Annotated in this window: 20 protein-coding genes; 6 read left to right on the forward strand and 14 right to left on the reverse strand. The window is 52.3% G+C overall.

The genetic code is table 11. The features are described from left to right. The first annotated feature begins 74 nt into the window (after window positions 1–74). Window positions 75–710, forward strand: a complete 636-nt coding sequence (udk, locus tag ABE504_RS18020) for a uridine kinase (RefSeq protein ID WP_430091218.1) — start codon at window positions 75–77, stop codon at window positions 708–710. Window positions 711–770: 60 nt separating this feature from the next. On the opposite strand, the gene ABE504_RS18025 is transcribed toward udk, so the two are convergent. Further along, complete coding sequence (locus tag ABE504_RS18025; protein ID WP_430091220.1) at window positions 771–1,319, reverse strand: hypothetical protein; 549 nt, start codon at window positions 1,317–1,319, stop codon at window positions 771–773. 185 nt (window positions 1,320–1,504) lie between these two features. Here ABE504_RS18025 and ABE504_RS18030 point away from each other — a divergent pair, with 185 nt between their 5' ends. Then, entirely contained in the window at window positions 1,505–2,620 is a 1,116-nt protein-coding gene (locus tag ABE504_RS18030; RefSeq protein ID WP_430091222.1) for an aminopeptidase, read from the forward strand. Window positions 2,621–2,682: 62 nt separating this feature from the next. On the opposite strand, the gene ABE504_RS18035 is transcribed toward ABE504_RS18030, so the two are convergent. The 6 genes from ABE504_RS18035 to ABE504_RS18060 form a co-directional block, all read right to left on the reverse strand. Beyond that, complete coding sequence (locus tag ABE504_RS18035) at window positions 2,683–4,164, reverse strand: L,D-transpeptidase family protein (RefSeq protein WP_430091224.1); 1,482 nt, start codon at window positions 4,162–4,164, stop codon at window positions 2,683–2,685. A gap of 177 nt (window positions 4,165–4,341) precedes the next feature. Beyond that, window positions 4,342–4,671: a cytochrome o ubiquinol oxidase subunit IV gene (gene cyoD / locus ABE504_RS18040; protein WP_126143774.1), complete on the reverse strand. Its 330-nt coding sequence runs from the start codon at window positions 4,669–4,671 to the stop codon at window positions 4,342–4,344. Window position 4,672: 1 nt separating this feature from the next. Next, window positions 4,673–5,296 (reverse strand): cytochrome o ubiquinol oxidase subunit III, encoded by a 624-nt coding sequence (cyoC, locus tag ABE504_RS18045; protein WP_430091226.1) that lies wholly within the window; start codon window positions 5,294–5,296, stop codon window positions 4,673–4,675. After that, complete coding sequence (locus ABE504_RS18050; protein WP_430091227.1) at window positions 5,296–7,263, reverse strand: cbb3-type cytochrome c oxidase subunit I; 1,968 nt, start codon at window positions 7,261–7,263, stop codon at window positions 5,296–5,298. The genes cyoC and ABE504_RS18050 overlap by 1 nt, the downstream gene beginning before the upstream one ends. 34 nt (window positions 7,264–7,297) lie before the next feature. Then, a complete protein-coding gene (gene cyoA / locus ABE504_RS18055; RefSeq protein ID WP_430091229.1) occupies window positions 7,298–8,290 on the reverse strand; it encodes a ubiquinol oxidase subunit II in 993 nt (330 codons plus the stop codon). Window positions 8,291–8,520: 230 nt separating this feature from the next. Continuing rightward, the gene (locus ABE504_RS18060; protein WP_430091230.1) at window positions 8,521–8,784 is read right to left on the reverse strand and encodes a hypothetical protein; all 264 of its coding nucleotides are present in this window, start codon (window positions 8,782–8,784) and stop codon (window positions 8,521–8,523) included. A 264-nt stretch (window positions 8,785–9,048) separates the two neighbouring features. On the opposite strand from ABE504_RS18060, the gene ABE504_RS18065 reads away from it, so the two are divergent. Further along, the gene (locus tag ABE504_RS18065) at window positions 9,049–9,798 is read left to right on the forward strand and encodes an MBL fold metallo-hydrolase (RefSeq protein ID WP_430091231.1); all 750 of its coding nucleotides are present in this window, start codon (window positions 9,049–9,051) and stop codon (window positions 9,796–9,798) included. Between the two features lie 95 nt (window positions 9,799–9,893). Here ABE504_RS18065 and ABE504_RS18070 read toward each other — a convergent pair whose 3' ends face one another. The 3 genes from ABE504_RS18070 to ABE504_RS18080 form a co-directional block, all read right to left on the reverse strand. Next, window positions 9,894–10,202, reverse strand: coding sequence for a hypothetical protein (locus ABE504_RS18070; RefSeq protein WP_430091233.1), 309 nt, complete (start codon window positions 10,200–10,202; stop codon window positions 9,894–9,896). Between the two features lie 96 nt (window positions 10,203–10,298). Further along, a complete protein-coding gene (locus ABE504_RS18075) occupies window positions 10,299–11,009 on the reverse strand; it encodes a copper homeostasis protein CutC (RefSeq protein ID WP_430091235.1) in 711 nt (236 codons plus the stop codon). 423 nt (window positions 11,010–11,432) lie between these two features. Then, entirely contained in the window at window positions 11,433–12,089 is a 657-nt protein-coding gene (locus ABE504_RS18080) for a deoxynucleoside kinase (protein WP_430091237.1), read from the reverse strand. A 218-nt stretch (window positions 12,090–12,307) separates the two neighbouring features. Here ABE504_RS18080 and ABE504_RS18085 point away from each other — a divergent pair, with 218 nt between their 5' ends. After that, complete coding sequence (locus ABE504_RS18085) at window positions 12,308–12,535, forward strand: hypothetical protein (protein ID WP_430091238.1); 228 nt, start codon at window positions 12,308–12,310, stop codon at window positions 12,533–12,535. A 60-nt stretch (window positions 12,536–12,595) separates the two neighbouring features. Here ABE504_RS18085 and ABE504_RS18090 read toward each other — a convergent pair whose 3' ends face one another. Further along, complete coding sequence (locus ABE504_RS18090; protein ID WP_430091240.1) at window positions 12,596–14,050, reverse strand: PAS domain-containing sensor histidine kinase; 1,455 nt, start codon at window positions 14,048–14,050, stop codon at window positions 12,596–12,598. A gap of 105 nt (window positions 14,051–14,155) precedes the next feature. Between ABE504_RS18090 and ABE504_RS18095 the strand changes: the two genes are divergently transcribed. After that, window positions 14,156–15,088, forward strand: a complete 933-nt coding sequence (locus ABE504_RS18095) for a zinc dependent phospholipase C family protein (protein ID WP_430091242.1) — start codon at window positions 14,156–14,158, stop codon at window positions 15,086–15,088. Between the two features lie 89 nt (window positions 15,089–15,177). Here the strand turns inward: ABE504_RS18095 and ABE504_RS18100 are convergent, their stop codons facing one another. The 3 genes from ABE504_RS18100 to ABE504_RS18110 all read right to left on the reverse strand — a co-directional run bounded on the left by ABE504_RS18100 (window position 15,178) and on the right by ABE504_RS18110 (window position 19,016). Continuing rightward, entirely contained in the window at window positions 15,178–15,849 is a 672-nt protein-coding gene (locus tag ABE504_RS18100) for a uracil-DNA glycosylase (RefSeq protein ID WP_430091244.1), read from the reverse strand. Between the two features lie 14 nt (window positions 15,850–15,863). Next, on the reverse strand, window positions 15,864–18,131 hold the full coding sequence (locus ABE504_RS18105; protein WP_430091245.1) for a DNA topoisomerase 3: 2,268 nt from the start codon (window positions 18,129–18,131) through the stop codon (window positions 15,864–15,866). Between the two features lie 90 nt (window positions 18,132–18,221). After that, window positions 18,222–19,016, reverse strand: coding sequence for a class I SAM-dependent methyltransferase (locus tag ABE504_RS18110; RefSeq protein WP_430091247.1), 795 nt, complete (start codon window positions 19,014–19,016; stop codon window positions 18,222–18,224). 86 nt (window positions 19,017–19,102) lie between these two features. Here ABE504_RS18110 and ABE504_RS18115 point away from each other — a divergent pair, with 86 nt between their 5' ends. Further along, on the forward strand, window positions 19,103–19,828 hold the full coding sequence (locus ABE504_RS18115; protein ID WP_430091249.1) for a hypothetical protein: 726 nt from the start codon (window positions 19,103–19,105) through the stop codon (window positions 19,826–19,828). The last annotated feature ends 73 nt before the right edge of the window (window positions 19,829–19,901 follow it).

The following is a 19,901-nucleotide window of genomic DNA, read 5'->3' on the forward strand; positions in this document are numbered from 1 at the left end:
TTTTTTCTTTTGAGCGGACAGTGTGATACACTACGGGAATAGTCTTTTAGTATTTGGGGGAGGAACTTGCTCGCATGCTTGTCATTGGAATTGCCGGAGGCACCGGCTCCGGAAAAACAACCGTCGCCAAATCGATTATGTCCAAGCTCGGTCCGGCGAACGTCACACTTATTTCTCAGGATAATTATTATCTTCATCATAGCGGTCTTTCCTTTGAAGAACGGGAACGCATCAATTATGACCACCCGAACGCCTTCGAAAACAGCCTGCTGCTGGCACACCTCAAGGAACTGAGCGGCGGCCGCGCCGTCCAGATCCCGGTGTACGATTTCTCCCAGCATGCGCGCGCACAAGAAACAATTCGCGTTGATGTGAAACCGATCGTGCTGATTGAAGGCATACACGTCCTGACGGATGAGGAGCTGCGCAGTGCGCTCGACATTAAAGTGTTCGTCGATACCGACCCCGACGTGCGCATTCTTCGCCGTCTGTCCCGCGACATCAACGAGCGCGGCCGGACGCTGCAATCGGTGTTCGATCAGTATTTGACAACCGTGAAACCGATGCACGATGCGTTCATCGAGCCGTCCAAGAAATACGCCGACATCATTATCCCCGAAGGCGGCGAGAATCAGATCGGCATCTCGATGCTGACTGTGCTGACGGAACGCTATTTGACAGATCAGGCGGCTCGCGGCGAGATCGGATAAACGGCAGTCAAGCAAAAAAGACACCTTACCAGCCCGATAAGCTGGCTGAGGTGTCTTTTTTTAACTTCTCTGCGTCTCCCCAAGCTCGATTACTTCCCACCGGCCTTCATAGGCCTGCAATTGCGGGTTCAAAGGAACCTGAAATTGCCGCAAGATGACGAGCCGCGCCTTCCTGATCCATTCCTTGAACGACGGATAGGTCACGAACTGGTTGGCGTAGCGGTCGCTCATGCACATGAAGTGAGGATCCGGCGATTTATCCGTCAAAAAAGTCAGTGACGTATCCAGCGGGGTGTACTTCTTCCGCTTGCCCTCCCACTGATCGACCTCGACGCGGAGCGTGGTGTCCACTTCGTTCAGCAAAGCTTGAAGCTGTTTCACGCGCGCGTGGTATGGCATCTCCGAACGGATGTCCATACGGCGAAGCGTTTCCTCGTGCTGCGGATAGAAGATTAACCGCGTAAAGGATTTATTTTCCGCCCAGGCAATGAGTGCACGCACGTCCTCTTCTGTCCAATCCTCAAACGTTTCGAACACAAGGACCGTCCCCTTGCGCTTCTCTTCCGGCGGCTCATAACCGAATGGCACCTGGATCTGCTGTCTGGCCATACCTCTCCTCCTCGTTACCTCGTGTTGGCTTAGCCTTTCTTCCTTTAGTATACCCTGCAGCTGCGCGTTGTCACGAGTAAAGTTGGCAATTGACCTCATGTCAATAATGTGACTCCTATTTGGCTTGCCCTGCCAACTGCGCTATAATAAAGCGTAAGTTATTTTCCTGAAGGAGACCAATACCAATGAGAGATCCACGATTACAGACTTTTGCACGCAACATCATCCGTTACTCCGTGAGCCTTCAACCTGGTGAAAACATATTGATTGAAATGATCGGCGTCAAAGATCCAGAACTGGCGAAATGCTTGATCGAGGAAGTATACGCGGTAGGCGGGAATCCTTTTATCGAGCTGCGCGATCCTATGATCACAAGAAGCTTGCAAATGGGCGGAAAAGAAGAGCAATTGACCACCTGGTCCAAGTTCGAGCTGGAGCGGATGAAGCAGATGGACGCTTATGTGGCTGTCCGCAGCGGTGATAACATCACCGAGTCCTCCGACGTTCCGGACGAGAAGATGAAGATGTTCCTCAAGCATTACCAACGTCCGATCTTCGACGAGCGAATCAACAACACGAAGTGGGTCGTCATGCGCTACCCGAACCCGTCCATGGCCCAGCTCGCCGGCAAAAGCACGGAAGCGTTCGAGGACTTCTACTTCAACGTCTGCAACCTCGACTATAGCAAAATGGCGAAAGCGATGGAGTCACTGGTCGATCTCATGAACCGCACAGACCGCGTTCGACTCGTCGCGAAAGGCACCGACCTGTCGTTCTCGATCAAAGGCATCGGCGCTGTACCTTGCTCCGGCCTGCGCAACTTGCCGGACGGCGAAGTGTACACGGCTCCGGTCAAGGACTCCGTTAACGGGGTTATCAGCTATAACACGCCGACCATTTATGCAGGCACCTCCTTCGAGAATATTGTGCTCACATTCGAAAATGGACGCATTGTTGAAGCGACCAGCAACGATACGAAGAAGTTGAACGAGATTCTGGATACGGATGAAGGCGCGCGCTACATCGGCGAGTTCGCGATCGGCGTGAATCCATACATCCAGCACCCGATGAAAGATATTTTATTTGATGAGAAAATCGACGGCAGCATTCACTTCACCCCAGGGCAAGCTTATGAAGAAGCGGACAACACGAACCGTTCCTCCGTGCACTGGGACATGGTGCTCATTCAGCGGCCGGAATACGGCGGCGGGGAGATCTATTTCGACGATGTGTTGATTCGCAAAGACGGTCGCTTCGTCATTCCTGAACTGGAGCAGCTGAATCCGGAGAACTTGAAATAATTCATGATCTTAAAAAGCAACGGCATCTGCCAGGGACTCCCTGACGGTGCCGTTGCTTTTTATTAGCCGAGCCAATGAAAAACCACATGCTCGGGGGATTCGTCGTGCTTGGGCAGCGCAGCGGGCTGCAGCGCGTCCGGCGGGCTCGCTAGCTCCGCTTGCAGGCTGGGCCAGCCGGCTGCCTGGATATGCACCGCCGTTCCTTTCGGCACAAACGGGTACAACTGCGCGATGTCCGCGTTCGAAAGCCGCACACAGCCAAGCGAAGCGTTTCCTCCGATCGAGCTGTCATCGTAGGTGCCGTGCAAAGCGATCGCGCCGAGTCCCAGCCCGGCTTCGCCGTAGCTGGCCGCGGTTTTCCCGTGCGGCTGAAGAACCCGGTCCGTCACGATGAAGTCGCCGACCGGCGTGCTGTCCTGCTGTCCGAGTCCAATCGGCTTGTCCCAGAGGAGCTGATTGCCGGCCAACAGCTTCAACTGATGCTCAGCCTTATTGATTTCAATATGGATAGGCGCATAGGGCACTGCCTTAGCTCCTGCAGTATTCGCGTAAAACAGCTCCTCAGGGGTCTGCGCCTGCGGGTTATAGACCCATCCCCCTGCTCCCGTATAGGCCTTTGCAACGACGTTAGAACCGCTGCTCGCCTCCTTCGGGATATAGCTCAGGTAATTGCTGGGGTAATCCTGCAGCAGCATATCCAGGCTCTCTGGCGCCTGACCTTTGTCTCCGCGGTAAGCCATGAGCGCCGTACGAACTAAATTAGCACCAATCGCGGTTAGCGGTTGGTGCTCTTTCCAGGCTGCGTTCAGAAAGCGAATCTGAACGGCGTCGTCCGTCTCCGGCTGATACCTGGCGACGACGATCGCTTGCTTGATCAGATCCTCATTGGTCAGGCGCATCGTTTTCCCCAGGCTGGTACTGTCCTGCGTCACGACACCGTAGAGCAGGATACTCGTCTTCGGCATATCCTTCGCTAGCTGGACGGCCTGCTTATGCAGAGCCTTTTCCAGATCGGCTTGCGACGTCATCTCGGAGACGTACAGCACGAAAGGCGCATCGACCGTTTCATATGTCACCTCGCGGCCTACGCCCCATGCCTTCATTTTGGACACCGACGAATGCATCGCGCCCCCACCTAGTGCAAGAACCAGCAGCAAGAGCATGTTGATGACAGCCAACACAATCAGCAGCTTCTTCATAAAAGGCGGAAGCAACGGCTTCCTTACCGCACCCACTGCGCTTAAATTAGCCGTATGAGCAGCCTGCTGCTGATTCATCTGATGCAGCGCCCGGTTGGCTGCGGAATAGAACGGAGACGGGTACGTTTTGAGCACTTCCTTGTAATGGAAAAACGCCCGTTTCCAGTTCCCTTTTAGCTGGAATTTCTGCCCTAGGTTATAATGCGCCTCCGGCGAGCTTGCGTCCAGATACCGAATCACCTTCTCGTAATAAAGCGGATCGGACTGCGAGATGTACAGATTTTTGTGCAAATGAATCAGATGGTCGTCAAGTTGGTTGCGAAATCGCTCTTTTCGGCGGATCATACGGCTCCTCTCCGTTCAAGATAGATTAGCTTGTCCCTCTCTGTTGCTTGATACATTTAGTATCTCTGATACATAATGTATCATGCGAACGATAGAATGACAACCCTTTCTTGAGGATTCGCCTGATCACAAACAAAAACGCCCCTGTCTTCGCGACAAGGGCGCCATACTATGCGATTAATGTGCAACTTGATTGTACGTCATAATCCAGATGGAGCCGCCGACAACCGTAATCAGAATGACAAGCCCCAGTAAGAGCGCCATGACGTTCCATCTCGAGTTCTCGCCTTCCCGGATATGCATGAAGAAGAACAATTGAACGACGAACTGCAGGATCGCCATGATGAGAATCAGCACGAGTGTGCCGGTTTTGCCCATCATGTGGTTCATCACAACGACAAGTGGAATGATCGTCAAAATAATCGACAGCACGAAGCCGATCGTGTACGACTTCAGAGAGCCGTGCGATTCATGTTTATTATGAACGTTCGAATGCGATTGACTCATCTTACATCACCCCCATGAGATAGACGACCGTGAAGACGAAAATCCACACGACGTCGAGGAAGTGCCAATACAAGGAAATGACTTCGACTTTCCGTTTGGTCACCGCTGTAATGCCGCGGCGGCGCAGCTGGAAGATTAAGCCGATCATCCAGATCAAACCGACGGATACGTGAAGTCCGTGCGTGCCGACCAGGGTAAAGAACGCCGACAGGAACCCGCTTGTCGAAATCGTAGCGCCCTCATGATTAACCATACTAATGAATTCCGAAAGCTCCAGGCCGATAAACGAAGCCCCGAGAATCACCGTTACGATCAAGCCACCAATTAGTTGCTTCATATTCCCTTTATGCAGCCCCAGAACGGCTATGCCGCTCGTGAACGAACTCGTCAAGAGAATGAACGTCTCGGCGATGACGCCGGGCATTTTAAACAATTCTTCTGGCGTAGGACCGCCGTTTGTATTGCCGTGCAGCACCATATAAGTTGCAAATAAAGATCCGAACAGGATACAGTCTGTAATCAGGAAAATCCAAAAGCCGAACGTTTTGAGCGATTCGTGCTCGTGTTCATGATCATGCGCGTGATCATGCCCGTGATGTGCGTGATTTGCCGCTGCGTGCGCCATTAGACTTTCACTCCTTTCCAAGCAGCCTCTGTCTGCTTCACTTCGTCAGCTGGAATATAGTAGTCCGTATCATAGCTGAAGGAACGAGCCAGCATACAGATAGCGATGCCGATCATGGCTGGGATCGTCAGCCACATCCAATCCCAGACGAAGCCAAAGCCGACGAAGAACCAGAGTGCCGATTTAATAAACGGAATGGCGGAATTTTTCGGCATATGAATCGGTTCGTATTGTTTCGGTACAGGTGTTTTCGCCACTTTCCCCTGTTTTTGCTCCCACCATACATCAATGCTATCTGCTTTAGGCAGAACAGCGAAGTTGTAGATCGGTGCAGGCGAAGGAATCGACCATTCAAGCGTACGGCCATCCCATGGATCGCCCGTGGTATCCGCCTCTCTGAATTTAATCGAGTGTGCAATTTGCCATACTTGGAACAGGAAGCCGATTCCCATCAGGAAACCGCCGATGGTCGATACCATGTTGAGCGGGCCCCAGCCCATATCCCAACTGTACACGTACGTACGGCGTGTCATGCCATCGAGACCAAGGAAGTATTGCGGCATGAAACAGACGTAGAAGCCGATGTTCCAGAGCCAGAACGCCCATTTGCCGATTTTTTCGTTTAGTTTAAAGCCGAACATCTTTGGCCACCAATAATACAGGCCTGCGAAGTAACCGAACGCAACACCGCCAATTAACACTTGATGGAAGTGAGCAATCAGGAAGTAGCTGTTATGGAACTGGAAGTCCGCCGGTGCAACCGAGAGCAGAACCCCCGTCATCCCGCCGACAACGAAACAAGGAATAAAGGCAATCGTCCACAGCATTGGCGTTGTAAAGCGAATTTTCCCGCGATACATCGTGAATAGCCAGTTGAATATTTTGACACCGGTCGGAATCGCAATAGTCATCGTTGTAATCGCAAAGAAAGCGTTGACGTCTGCGCCCGAACCCATGGTGAAGAAGTGATGCGCCCATGTAAAGAAGGACAAGATCGAAATAATCAGCATCGCGAATACCATTGACTTGTAGCCGAACAGTTTTTTACGCGAGAAGGTCGCCACGACTTCAGAGAAAATCCCAAACGCCGGCAGGACGACGATATACACTTCGGGGTGTCCCCACATCCAGATCAAGTTGATATACATCATCGGATTGCCGCCGCCGTCCAAGGTGAAGAAGTGCGCTCCCGCGAACCGATCCAGGAAGAGCAGCGCAAGTGTTACCGTCAAAATCGGAAATGCGAAAATAATCGTGATACAGCTGGAAAGCACGGACCAGGTAAACATCGGCATTTGCATGAGCTTCATGCCCGGCGCACGCATTTTCAGAATCGTAACGATAAAGTTAATGCCCGTCGCCAAGCTGCCGATCCCTGAAATTTGAATGCCCCAGATGTAGAAGTTTTGTCCCACGCCAGGGCTATGCGATAACTCTGACAGCGGCGGGTAGCTGAGCCAGCCCGCATCCGGCGAACCGCCGATAATGAACGAAACGTTGAACAGCATCGCGCCCCAGAAGAACATCCAGAAGCTAAGCGAGTTCAGGAACGGATACGCAACGTCGCGCGCGCCGATTTGCAGCGGCACAACGATATTAAACAACCCGAACATGAGCGGCATTGCCATGAACAAAATCATAATAACGCCATGCGTTGTGAAAATCTGATTGTAGTGATCCGGCTGCAAAAAGTTGGAATCCGGCATCGCCAGCTGCATCCGCATGAGCAACGCGTCAACGCCGCCGCGGAACAGCATCAGAATCGAACAGATGATATACATAATGCCGATCCGCTTGTGGTCGACGCTGGTTAGCCATTCGCGCCAGAGCCAGCCCCATTTTTTAAAGAAAGTTAGAACGAAAACGATGGCAACCATCGAAAGTCCGATACTAACCTGTGCACCCAGAATGAGCGGATCGCCCGTGACGAAAAACTCGGATGCGAATTGTTTGATATTATCGAACATGAGCAGAACTTCCTTTCATGAAACGTTGATCAAATCATTTGGCCATATTCATATGGCTGTGATCCATTTGGCTCATTTGGCTGTGATCGGTCGCCGCCTTAGGTTCGGTCGCGGCCGCTTTCTCGCTTCCCGCATCCGATGTGCCATGACCGCTGTGACCGCCGTGACCCATGTCGCCTTTCATATACTTCGTGACCGTTTGCTCAAACAGCCCGTCCGGTACGGAAGAATAATAGCGCACGCCCGATTTGCCCGGTGCCGCCAACTCCTCGTACGTCTCTTGCGTCAGCTTTCCAGGCACTTTTTTCGTTTTATCAACGAAAGCGTCAAAATCCTGCTGTGACGTCGCATTGACATCGAACGTCATATCTGCAAAATGCTCGCCGCTGAAATTCGCCCCGGTTCCAAAATAGTGGCCGATTTCATCCGCTTGCAGATACAAAGTCATCGCCATGCCCGACATGGTGTAAATCTGACCGCCCAGCTGAGGAATCCAGAAAGAGTTCATCGGCGCATCGGACGTCAATTCAAATTTGATCGGTGTATCTTCCGGAATCTGCAAGTAGTTCACAGTCGCGATTCCTTGCTCCGGATATACGAACAGCCATTTCCAGTCGAGCGACGTGACTTGAACCGTAATCGGCTTTTTCGTTGAAGTCTCGAGTGCTTTGGACGGCTCCAACTTGTACGTATACTTAATAGTGATGACAGCCAGCGTCACGATAATCACAATCGGAATCGTCCACCAGACGATTTCCATCGTTGTATTATGCGACCACTCCGGCTTATAGCTGGCTTTATTGCCTTGCCGATCCCGATACCGCCACACGATCCATGCTGTCAATGCCAGCACCGGCACCAGAATAACTAGACATAAAATACTGGAGATGTAAATCAAATCTCTTTGATGCTCAGCCACAGGCCCCTTCGGGTCAAGCACCATGGCGTTGGAACAGCCTGACAGCACGACGATGATGGCAACCATCATGAAGAGCATCAGCGCTCGAACAAGCTTCCTCTTCTTCATTTCACTACCTCCCAATCAACAAATCCAACCTACTACCAACATAACCATCTTCCATACAAAAGTACACATGTTACCCTCTGACTTAACAAATACGTCAAAGGTTCGACGTTTTACTGTAAAACAAATGTCACAGAACGTTTGTTGACTATGTAGGAAAAATATGAAAAGCAAAAAGCCTTTCAAGTTAATGCCTTGAAAGGCTACATTAGTATTCGTCCTGGAGCTTTACATCATTCACTTTTCGCCATATTTCTTGAGTGCACCAAGTGAATGGCTGTGCGGATCACGTAGACATGCACGCTTCCGACCATAAAGCCAACGCCAATCATCAAGGTATAGTTCTTATCACTGAATTGCTCTATGCTAATCAAACTGAGAACTAAACCAATCGCCAGCAGCGACCACGCTGCAATCGTCATCCACTTCACAAGTGGAGAAACATCGCGCTGCTCTACACGCTCCATCGGTTTCACAGACATAGTTCTATTTGACATGACATCACCGCTCCTGACTTCATTGAAAGTGCTTTCCTTGTTTTTATTATAACACAAAACTTTCGGTTTGTTCATATAATTTTCACATGATGCTCGATATTTGGACAAATTTCCGTCTAGATTTGGCGGCATGCATGCCCATTAAATTAAATGTTGACTTTTTATAATATTTATGATATAATAAAACTTTTAATTGACTGATACGACCAATGTGAGTAGAATGGAATTTGTTCTCTTTTATCATTTCACATTGGAGGTTTTGTCATGCAAGTTTCCGATGGGCTTTATTGCCTTCCGCTGTCTGTTCCTGCCATGGGACAAATCAATGTCATTCACCCCGTTGTGGTTGTCCATCTGGGACAAGCGACGCTCATTGACACCGGATACCCCGGCAACGTCCCGCTCATTCAGCAAGCGCTGGAACAGCAAGGGCTTACCCTGAACGAAGTGACCTCGATTATCCTGACACATCAGGACATCGACCACATCGGCAGCCTGCCCGCTCTGCTTGAGGCGATCCCGCACCCGGTCGCGGTCTTTGCGACAGAAGGCGAAAAGCCTTATATCCAAGGGGATAAAAGGCTGATCAAAGTGACACCTGAGTCCGTCGAACGTGCGATGGCGAACCTTCCCGCCTCCGTCACGGAGGAGCAGCGTCAAGCATTCCGCAATCGGCTGGAGAATCCGCCGAAGGCGCCGGTTACCGGTTTGCTGGAAGACGGTCAAGTGATTAACGGACTGACCGTCATTCTAACGCCTGGCCATACGCCCGGGCATATGTCACTTTACCATGCTGCGAGCAAAACGCTGCTTGCCGCAGACGCCATGGTCGTCGCCGAAGGGCAGCTGCAAGGGCCGATTCCCGCATATTGCTACGACTATCCCCAGGCACAACAGTCGCTGAGCAAGCTCACAGCGTTCGACGTGAACAAGGTCATCTGCTATCACGGTGGCGAGTTTGCCGATAACGTCAATCAGCGGATTGCCGAGTTGGCGGCGGAAGCCGGCAGCTAAACTTCCAATTTCTGAACCTAAAAAGCAGGCCATTCCTCGCATCTCGAGGTCAGCCTGCTTTTTGTTATGTATACAGCGTCTATGGTGTGGTGTGTTTACTTGATTAGCGTATACGCGCCAATAATCGGGAGCGGCTTCACTTGCCCTTGCGCCGCGGCGACGATCCCTAGAATCGCCAATACCAGCAAAGCAAGATTCACGAGCGGCAGCAGGATCCAACCGATAAAAGGAATGATGCCAAGTACAACGTTGACGATAACTACGCACAAGAATAAAGTCAGCCCCTGGTTGGCGTGATACATCGCAAACTTGGAATCTTTCGCTGCGATGAGCGGGATGAAAAATAAAATGTACGCCAATATGGCCATCCCCTTATTGCTCTCAATATCCGTCGAATCATACATTGGAAAGCACCACTCTTTCTCAAAGTTTTCACTTCCAATTATATTCGTAATCGGACGTGTATACGAGAGATTTTTTCATCAATTTGCGAAAAAATTTTATTCCCCGCGTCCGATCGCATCGAGCCGCTCTCGCACCTGCCTCACCAGCGCCCGATCCACGCCGCCATCGATGCGTCTGCCCGCCCGGACACCTGTGCCCAAATGCACACACCCTACGCCGGTGGCCAGGGCGAAAGCCTGCACGTTCTCCGGCGTCAAACCGCCGCCGGCAAGCAGGCGCAGCGTGCCGCCGCGGGTGAGCGGAAGCAGCCGCTCGAACTGCGCCACGGCATCCGGCGCGCGCTCGGCGCCGCCTGATGTCAAGACCGAGCGGATCTGCGGATACCGCTGGAGCACGGCCAGCGCCGCCTCTTGATCCACCACCGCATCAAATGCCCGGTGAAACGTCACGGGCAGGCTGGAGACCGCAAGCAGCCGGTCAAGCGCGGCTTCGTCAATCTTTTTATCCGCGGTAATGGCCCCCAGCACGAACGCTGACGCCCCCGCGGCTTCCGCAGCTTTCATCGATTCCGTCATGTGCGCGAGGTCCTCCCGGGACACCTCGAACGTTCGACTATGCGGCCGAATCATCACATGTACGGGAATCGCGACCGTCTGCACGACCTGCGCCACTAGCGCAAGGTCCGGCGTCAGTCCGCCTTGCTCGAAGGCCGAGATCAACTCCAGCCGATCCGCTCCTCCCGCTATCGCCTCCACCGCGTCCCGCACGCTCGTCGCAATCACTTCCAGCAGCATATGCGCAGTCACCTGCCTCTCCCTCATTTTCAAACAGGGTACCACAGTTCGCCGGGCAATGAAAAAACTCCTTCCGAGTAGAAGGAGTCCCCGACCGACAACAACCATCGCAGCCTATATTGTATGCTTTTAGATATTGGAAGCTTTCTGCGATTGTTGCGGTACTTCCACAAGTTCCAGATTTGAGAACGAGCGGCTAAGTTTCGACATTTTTTCCGTGGCGGCAAGCTGAGGAAGCGGCGGACAGATCGCCTTTCCTTTGTAGCAAATGACAAACAACAATTCGATCACCTTCTCTTCTAAAATAGATACAACATATACGGGGCGTTGCCGGGCGCTATGTCCTAAGACTTATACCTTCTGCATATGCGATATTACACCAATTCGAAGAGACCCCCTCGTTTGAGGGGGCCTCTTCCCACATTTCGACATTTTTTATGCAATCGCTAAATCCGCTAATTTCGCCTTCACTTGCTCGACCAGGAACGCCGCATCCCTTTCGCGATTCACAACATCGATCACATCCATATCCACGATCAGCACTTCGGACGCATGGTAATGATTCATCACCCACTCATCGTAGCCGGACCACAGCAATCGATAATATTCGACAAGTGAGGCATCCTGTTCGAAGCTCCGCCCGCGCAGCCCGATCCGGTGCAACACCGTCTCGAACGAAGCTTTCAAATATACCATCAAGTCCGGCGCCTTCTTCGGCAACTCGGCGAGTTCTTCCATCATATTATCGGCCAGACCTTCGTATACGTCAAACTCCAACTGTGAAATTCGACCCAGCTCGCGGTTCACTTTGGCAAAATACCAGTCTTCATAGATGCTTCGATCGAGTACATTGCGATTATGAACCAGCGCTTGCTTGATCGCCTTAAATCGCGTATTCAAAAAGTGCAGCTGCAGCAAGAAAGGGTATCGCTTCGTCTCGATTTCCTCCGGTGAAGCTGTATAAAACAAAGGTAAAATCGGATTATCGTCCACGCTCTCATAAAATACTTCCGAATGCAATGCCTGTCCAAGTAACGTGGAAACCGACGTTTTCCCCAGGCCTATCATTCCCCCAACCACAATCACTGCCATTGAACCCCTTTCTCCTTCTGCCCATCTTTAATTAACCTTATGTCAAATCAGCAAAGCTTACCTATTATACAAGGATTTCGCATTCGTGGGAACCTTTATTTTTGCGGGTCTGAAAACGGAAATTCACAAAAAAATATTTGTTTTCGTGACGACTGCCTTAGATAAGCTGTCTATAATAGTGAAGATGAACCATTCTAACTACGACAGAGGTGTAATGCATGATTTATGGAACTAAGCTGCTCGATCATGATACCGAAATGTTTGCCGCAGCATTAAGCAAGACTCCCGTCCTCGTGTGGTCGATGGATCCATTGGGCGTCTATTATCAAGTCAACGTAGGAACGATTTTGAAGTATACAGCGGATGAAGTGCAGATTTTGCATGAAGACAACGGGCTCACAACTTGGTATTCCAGAGAAACGTCGGAATTCAGCATCCGTTTCTAGCCACAATAAAACCGCCGTGCCGGAACTCTCCTGTCGGCGGTTTATGAAAGTCTCCCCTATTCACTCTGTAACCGGCAGCAGCACATCAATCGTCGTGCCATGGCCCACCGTACTTTCAATATGCAATTGGCCCCGGTGTGCTTCGACAATTTTAAAACACATCATAAGCCCCAGGCCCGTACCTTTTTCCTTCGTCGTATAGAACGGCTCCCCTAACTGCTTCACCCGCTCCTCCGGAATGCCGCACCCATTATCCTCGGTTCGCACCCGAATCAAGTCCGGCCCCGCCATGGAAACCGTGATATGCACCCGCCCATCCTTAGAAATCGCCTCCAACGCATTTTTCACCAAATTGATGAACAACTGCTTCAAGTGCATTTCCGAACAGACGATGTCCGGAATATCCTCCTCGAAATCTAAGGTTAAGACGGCGCCTCCCAGCACAGCCTGCGTTTCCAGCAAGGCGGTAACGCTGTGCAGAATGGACGTCAAATTCCCTTTCTTATATTGAATGGCTTCCGGCTTTGCGATGACGAGAAATTCGCTCACAATGAAATTAATCCGATCCAGTTCCGAGAGCATGATGTCAAAATAGTGCTTTTTATCCTTCATATCATGTTGCAGGAGCTGCAGGAACCCGCGAAGCGAAGTCAGCGGATTTCGGATCTCATGCGCCAGACCGGCGGCGAGCTGTCCGGCAACGGCCAGCTTGTCGGATTTGCGCAACAGCTCCTCCGTCTGCTTTCGCTCGGTAATATCACGCGTTATCGCGGAGAATCCGATAATGTCGCCTTGCGCATTGCGAATCGGTGTCTTCGTGACGCTGACGTGGATGACCTGACCATCCTTGCGCAGCCGCACGGATTCCAGTCCGGTAATCTGCTTCCCGGCACGCAGCATGTCGTACATTTCCGTGCGCTGTTCTTCCAGAAACGCCGGATAGATCGGCAGAGGCTTATGTAGCAGCTCTTCAAACGACCACCCAAAAATCTGCTCATGTGCTTTATTGACGGAAATCACGCATCCTTGCGTATCCATCATACAGATCGCATCTGTCGTATGCGTAATCAAGGACTCCAGCAGCTCCTTCGTCTCACGAAGCTCCTTCTCCATGTGCATACGTTCTTCTCTCTCACGGTTTAACTGCGTAATGTCTCTCGCGATGAGATAGACGCCTTCCTGACCGCTATCTACAATAATCGGCACATTCTTGACGCCAAGCTCGATCCACTCGCCGTTCTTATGCTGCGCCCGGAGCATGAAATTGTCCGTTTGCTTGAGGAGGCTGTCCGAGGTGACCGGCGATTCGGCACTGCTGTCGATGACAGCAAGCTCTTGGATACTCCGGCCGGTCAGCTCCTGTTCGGTGTAGCCGAGAATGCGTTCCATTGCTTGATTCATGCTGAGAATATGCCCTTGCATATCGCAGGTCACAATTCCCGCCAGATTGTGCTCAATCAGCGAGCGGTACCGCTGCTCGCTCTCCGCCAATTTGCGTGCCATGTTCATATCCATGGAAAATCTCCTCCATAAAAATTTCCGCATACGCGAGTTGTCCAAGTCTATGATAAGATAAGGAGGTTGCCATACCTATTTGTGATACATAGGAGGAATTCAGCTTTGCCTAACATTTGGACGCATTTCATCTTCGGACAACAGCTCATGAGCAGGCTCGGGCATGCAGCGCCAATGAACGATAAGCAGCTTCGCCAGGTGTTCTCACTCGGGTGTCAAGGACCGGACTTTTTGTTCTATCACAACTATTTACCGTGGAAAAAAGAAAAACACTTAAACGAACTCGGCAGCCTGATGCATAAGGAGGCGTGCGGCCCTTTTCTGTTGGACCTCGTGCGCGGCGTGCAGGGACGAGGACTTTACAATGCCGCAGCCCTGTATGTCATCGGCTTTATCACCCATCATATCCTGGACCGCAATATGCATCCCTATGTCTTCTATAAATCCGGATTTAAAAAATGGGATCATCAACGTTTTGAAATTATTATGGATACGTTAATTGCCAAACGGGAGCGCGGCATCGAAACCTGGAAAACGCCGGTTTGGAAAGAAATCTATGTCGGTCCGGCGCTGCCGCCTGGCATCATCCATGCGCTTATGCAAGCGGCCCGCCGTCATTATCCCGGTATCGCCGAAAGGTTGACCGAACAAGATTGGCAGGCGGCTTACATGGATATGATTCAGGCCCAGAAGCTTTTTCACGATCCGAAAGGCATCAAACGCACGATAACCCTTGGTCAAATATCGCCTTTTGTTTTTAAAAAGAAACCAGCTCCGCTCGATTATTTGAACGAAGCCAGATCCTCATGGCATTGTCCGACAGATCCTAGCGATACCTACTCGCACAGCGTGTGGGACTTATGGGATATTGCCATGCAAGATGGCGAAACCGTCGTTGCAGCCGCCATTGGGGCCATCGAGCGCGGGTCGGAAAGCGACTACGCTGCGCTGGCTGCCGTGCTGGGGAACCGCTCCTATGAAACTGGCAAAGACTGCGACAGTCGTGCCGAAATTAAGTATGTACAACCGATCCTCTAATCCTCTTCGCAAGTGGCAAAGGTTAATTACAGATTTCGGCGGCTGCTAGCCTTTTACGTCCATTGTGGACAGAGCTTATTGAAAAATAGTTAATCGCTGATCTGCCAATCGATTTTGGAGCTTCCCATCGCTTCAAGGTGCGCATTCACCTGAGAAAACGGCTTGCTCCCGAAAAATCCGCGATATGCGGACAACGGGCTCGGATGCACAGATTCAATGACCACATGCCTCGTCGTGTCGATGAGGCGTGTTTTTGCTTGCGCGCCTTTTCCCCACAAAATAAAAATAACCGGCTGACCGCGTCGATCCAGCTCCCGTATAATCGCGTCGGTAAACGTTTCCCAGCCCTTGCCTTTATGCGAGTTCGCCATGTCTTTCCGCACCGTGAGCACCGTATTGAGCAGCAGCACACCTTGCCGGCTCCAAGACGTTAGGTTGCCGTGAGCGGGTGCGGGGCAGCCAATGTCGGCTTCCAGCTCTTTGTACATATTTCGCAGCGAAGGCGGAATGGCCATACCGCGCTCGACGGAAAAGCTGAGGCCGTGCGCCTCCCCGTCCCCATGGTACGGGTCTTGACCGAGAATCACGACCTTCGTATCCGTATAGGACGTCAGGCGAAGCGCCTCCAATAACCGATCTTGTGGAGGAAAGACCGTCTGCGTGCGGTACTCCTCCTCCAGAAACGCCATTAAAGCTTGAAAATATGGAGCTTCCCATTGGTCCTGCAAACGGGAAGCCCAATCGTTCGTCAGGTGTTGCATGATTGCTCCTTTCCTTATACAAGCTCCGTGCCCAGTTCTCCTGTCTCAGGGTTCGCGAGCACGATCTTCCCTTCCGCTGCCGTACCGTCTGGCAGAGTCAGTTGAAGTTTCGCTGTACGGCCTTTGTTCACCAGGCTTTGCACCTGGGTTTCCGTCAGCTGGCGGCCGAAGCTCTCTTTCCAAATGACGAACGTGCAGCCCGTCTTATAGTGCGAGCAGCCATAGCCCTTGCGGCCCATGAACAGCGAGCCGCCGCAGCCCGGCCGCGGGCACGCGGCGACGATGGCCGGGCCGTCGCTCGAGACCGCCGCAGCGGCCTGCTTCGGCGCAGCCTTGGCCCGCGCCGACTTCGCGGCCACGGCCTTGCCCTCGGAGGAGGGCGCCTTGCCAGCGCCCCGCTTCCCTTTGGCTTCCGCAGCAGGCGGATCGCCTTCAAACGACGTCTTCGCCGCGCGCGCCTGCTTGCGCACCTTCTCTACGATCAGCGTCGCGAAGCGCTTGACGTTGTGCATGAACTGCTCGTCCGAGGCCGTGCCGCGCGAAATTTCGTTGAGCCGGCGCTCCCACTGGCCGGTCATCTCCGGCGACGTCAGCAGCTCGACGCCGGCGCCGCGGATCAGCTCAATGGCGGTGCGTCCTTTTTGCGTCAGCATAATCTTTTTGCCCTGCATATCGATGTAGCCGACCTTCTTCAGCCGCTCAATCGTCGCCGCGCGTGTTGCCGGCGTGCCGAGGCCGGAATCTTTCATCGCATCGCGCAGCTCCTCGTCCTCGATCTGCTTGCCTGCGCTCTCCATCGCCTTGAGCAGTGAGCCTTCATTGTAATGCTTCGGCGGCTGCGTTTCCTTCTCTTTCACAATCGCGTCCTTGCAGAGCACGTCTCCGTTTGCGTCCAAGGAGAAAGGCTCGCTGACCTCGATCTCTTCCTCTTCTTCCTCTTCCTTGTCCTTGCCTTTGGAAGATTTCGGCTTCTCCTTTTTCTGGTCGGCGTAGATCACTTTCCAACCCAGGGAGAGCAGCTCTTTCACTGTGGTTTTGAATTTCTCGTCTTCCACTTCGGTGATCACCGTATGTACTTTATAAGCGGCTGGCGGATAAAATTGAGATAAAAACCGGCGTACAATGAGATCGTATAATTTCTGTTCGTCGGGTGTCAGCCCTGTGGCCTTCTTATTCGTCGGCAGAATCGCGTGGTGATCCTCGACCTTCGACGGGTTGCAAATGAATTTGTTGCCGGTGTGTACCAGGCTGCGATTCGCCCCCTGCACCAGCTCATGATAAGCCGTTCCTTGCAGCGCGGACAGCGCTTTGTGCATATCGGGAACGTTCTGCTCCGTCACGTAGTTGGAGTTCGTTCTCGGGTATGAAATGACCTTATGCTTCTCATAAAGCGATTGGGCGGTATCCAGCGTTTTCTTGGCGGAAAAGGCATATTTGCCGTTCGCTTCACGCTGCAGTAACGTCAAATCGTACAGCTTGAACGGATATTCCTTGGTGTCTTTCACTTCATACGACGCGATTCTCGCAGGTTTCCCTTTGACCTTGGCGGCGAGCGCATCCGCTTTCTCTTTATCGGTAAACCGCTCCCCTTGCCACATTCCCCGGTACAGCGTGGCCCCCTGCTCGAAATGCCCTTCCAGCTCAAAAAACTTCAGTGACGAAAACGCCTCAATCTGCTTCTGCCGGTCGTAAATGAGCGCCAGTACCGGCGTCTGTACGCGACCGACAGAGAGCAGCACGTTGTGTTTCGTCGTAAAAGCGCGCGATCCGTTCATGCCGATCAGCCAATCCGCTTCGCTGCGGGAGCGCGCTGCCCGCGTGAGATTCTCGTATTCGGCGCCGTCCTTCAGCGTGGCGAAGCCGCCCCGAATCGTCTCCGCGGTAAGATCGGAGATCCACAGCCGTTTCACCGGCTGCTTCAGCCTTAGATGTCGCTGGATCAGCGAGAAAATATGCTGCCCCTCCCGCCCGGCGTCGCAAGCGTTCACGAGCTGATCGCAGCGCTTGGCCAGCTCGTCGATGACCTTGAGCTGATCGTACGTGCGCGGATTCGGGATGAGCTTGAATTCATCCGGAATAATCGGCAGATCGCCAATATTCCATTTTTTGTATTTTTCATCGTAACGATCGGGTTCCGCTAATTCAATGAGGTGTCCGATAGCCCAAGTAATCAAATACTGCTCGCCTTCGAGATGCGTCCTCATATTTTTCGCTTTCGGCTCTATTGCGGCGGCAATATTTCGCCCCATATCCGGTTTTTCCGCAATAATTAACGTTTTCAAACGTGAATCGCTCCTAACCTTGAGTTCGCTCAGCACACAAAATGCTGTCGACTCAGTTTATCCCACTTTCCGCATGCCTGCAATATGTCGTTAGGCTAACTTTCTGAAGCGAAAAATAACCGCCGGCGGCAGCTCATACCAATCAAACCGCTCCGCTCTAGTGGCATCGTAAGCGAATGCAGGCTCTTCAAGGCCGTCCAGCACGAAGCCTGCACGTACGAACAGCTGAATATAATAATGAAGCGGACGATGGAATACATAATGGGCGACAGGCTGTCCCTTCACGCCGATCGACTCCATCGGTTCAGGCTGCAGATAGCTCGATACTTGCACGCTGTTTCTGGTAACGACCCGCCCGCCAACATCCTCCGATTCGTGAATTCTCCGCGTATTCGGCGATTGAAAGCAGGGATGCGGGATGGAAAAGACGACAACGCCGTTTGGCTTGAGCATGCGAGGCAGCGCTTCGAGCAAGCCGCTCAGATCGGCGATATCCATCAGCGCCATGTTCGCCACTGCCCCATCGAAACTGCCCTTGCCAAGCGCAAGCAATTCTTCGGATTTCGTCGCATCCACGACCTTGTAGGAAATCGCGTCCTGATACGCAGACGACCGCCCAACCGCTCTATCAATCATGTTAGAACTGTAGTCGATGGCTGTAACCTTAACGCCCAAGTCCGCCAATCTGCGCGAGAAGTTGCCATTCCCGCAGGCGATATCAAGAATCTGTTGCCCTTCCTGCGGTGCCAGCAGTTCCTCCGTCTTCGGCCTGACAATCTCTCGGTGAAAACGGTTGCTATGTTCGCCCATAAAGTCGTCCCAGAAGCCCGCGATCTCATTCCATCGTTCCTGCGATGATGCTGTAAGCTCCTTCCACTCGCCCATGCCCTTCCTCCTCAGCAGTAAAATCCATACAACTTTCAATCATGATCAGTCGTCTATTTTAACATAAGTGAAAGGGGTTTAGGAAGATGAAATGGACATGGTTGCTGCTTGCAATGGCAGTGGTTTCACTCACCGCATGCGAGGATGAACAGACGAACATAGCAGGCTTGGCGGCTGGGAGCATCCCTCCTCTCGCAACCGCTGCGCCCGCGCCCAGCGCTTTGCCTGACGATGGGCGTCAGATCGATACGAGCGTGCGCGCCGTCGGTTCCCGCCAAGAGGGACGACTTACCGTGCAACCGGCCAGCCAGGCTTTTCAAGCCGTGCTAGGTGCGCCTAGCTGCTACGGTTTGGACACGGACATCCGGTGGTCGGGTGACTATGAAGCGGTCTGGACAACGCCAGCCGGAGATACAAAACGGATCTTCGCATTTCCTTCGGATTTTGAAATTATTCAGCCTGCGGCAGATCCCGTCCAGATGTCTAAGCTCACTGTCGACAAGGCGGAGCTGTTCGTATTTCAACCTCGTTATACTGACTGCCATGCGCTTGAGACGTATTTGTTCGGAATCAGCGAGGGAGACGCCTTCCCCATCGCTTTCGAAATGAGCGCGGATCGAACGCTCGATCATCTTGGCCTATTTCCGCACACCCGCTTGCAAGTGAACAGGCAAGAGCTGCTCTGGACGGGCGGCTACGGCGCAGGGCAGGATGCGGTGGAGGTGTATCATTTTCAATATATCGCCGAGGAGCATAAGATGAAGTTAATAAAGACAGATAAGGTGAGGTTGGAGGAGGTTAAGGTGGAGTAGCGGTGCGGCGTTCTTGCAGTTAACTTTCTCTACAATATAAAGAACCTCGCTGCGCGAAGGCAGCAAGGTTCTT

Source organism: Paenibacillus oryzisoli, assembly GCF_050467285.1.
Taxonomy (GTDB): Bacteria; Bacillota; Bacilli; order Paenibacillales; family NBRC-103111; genus Paenibacillus_E; species Paenibacillus_E oryzisoli_A.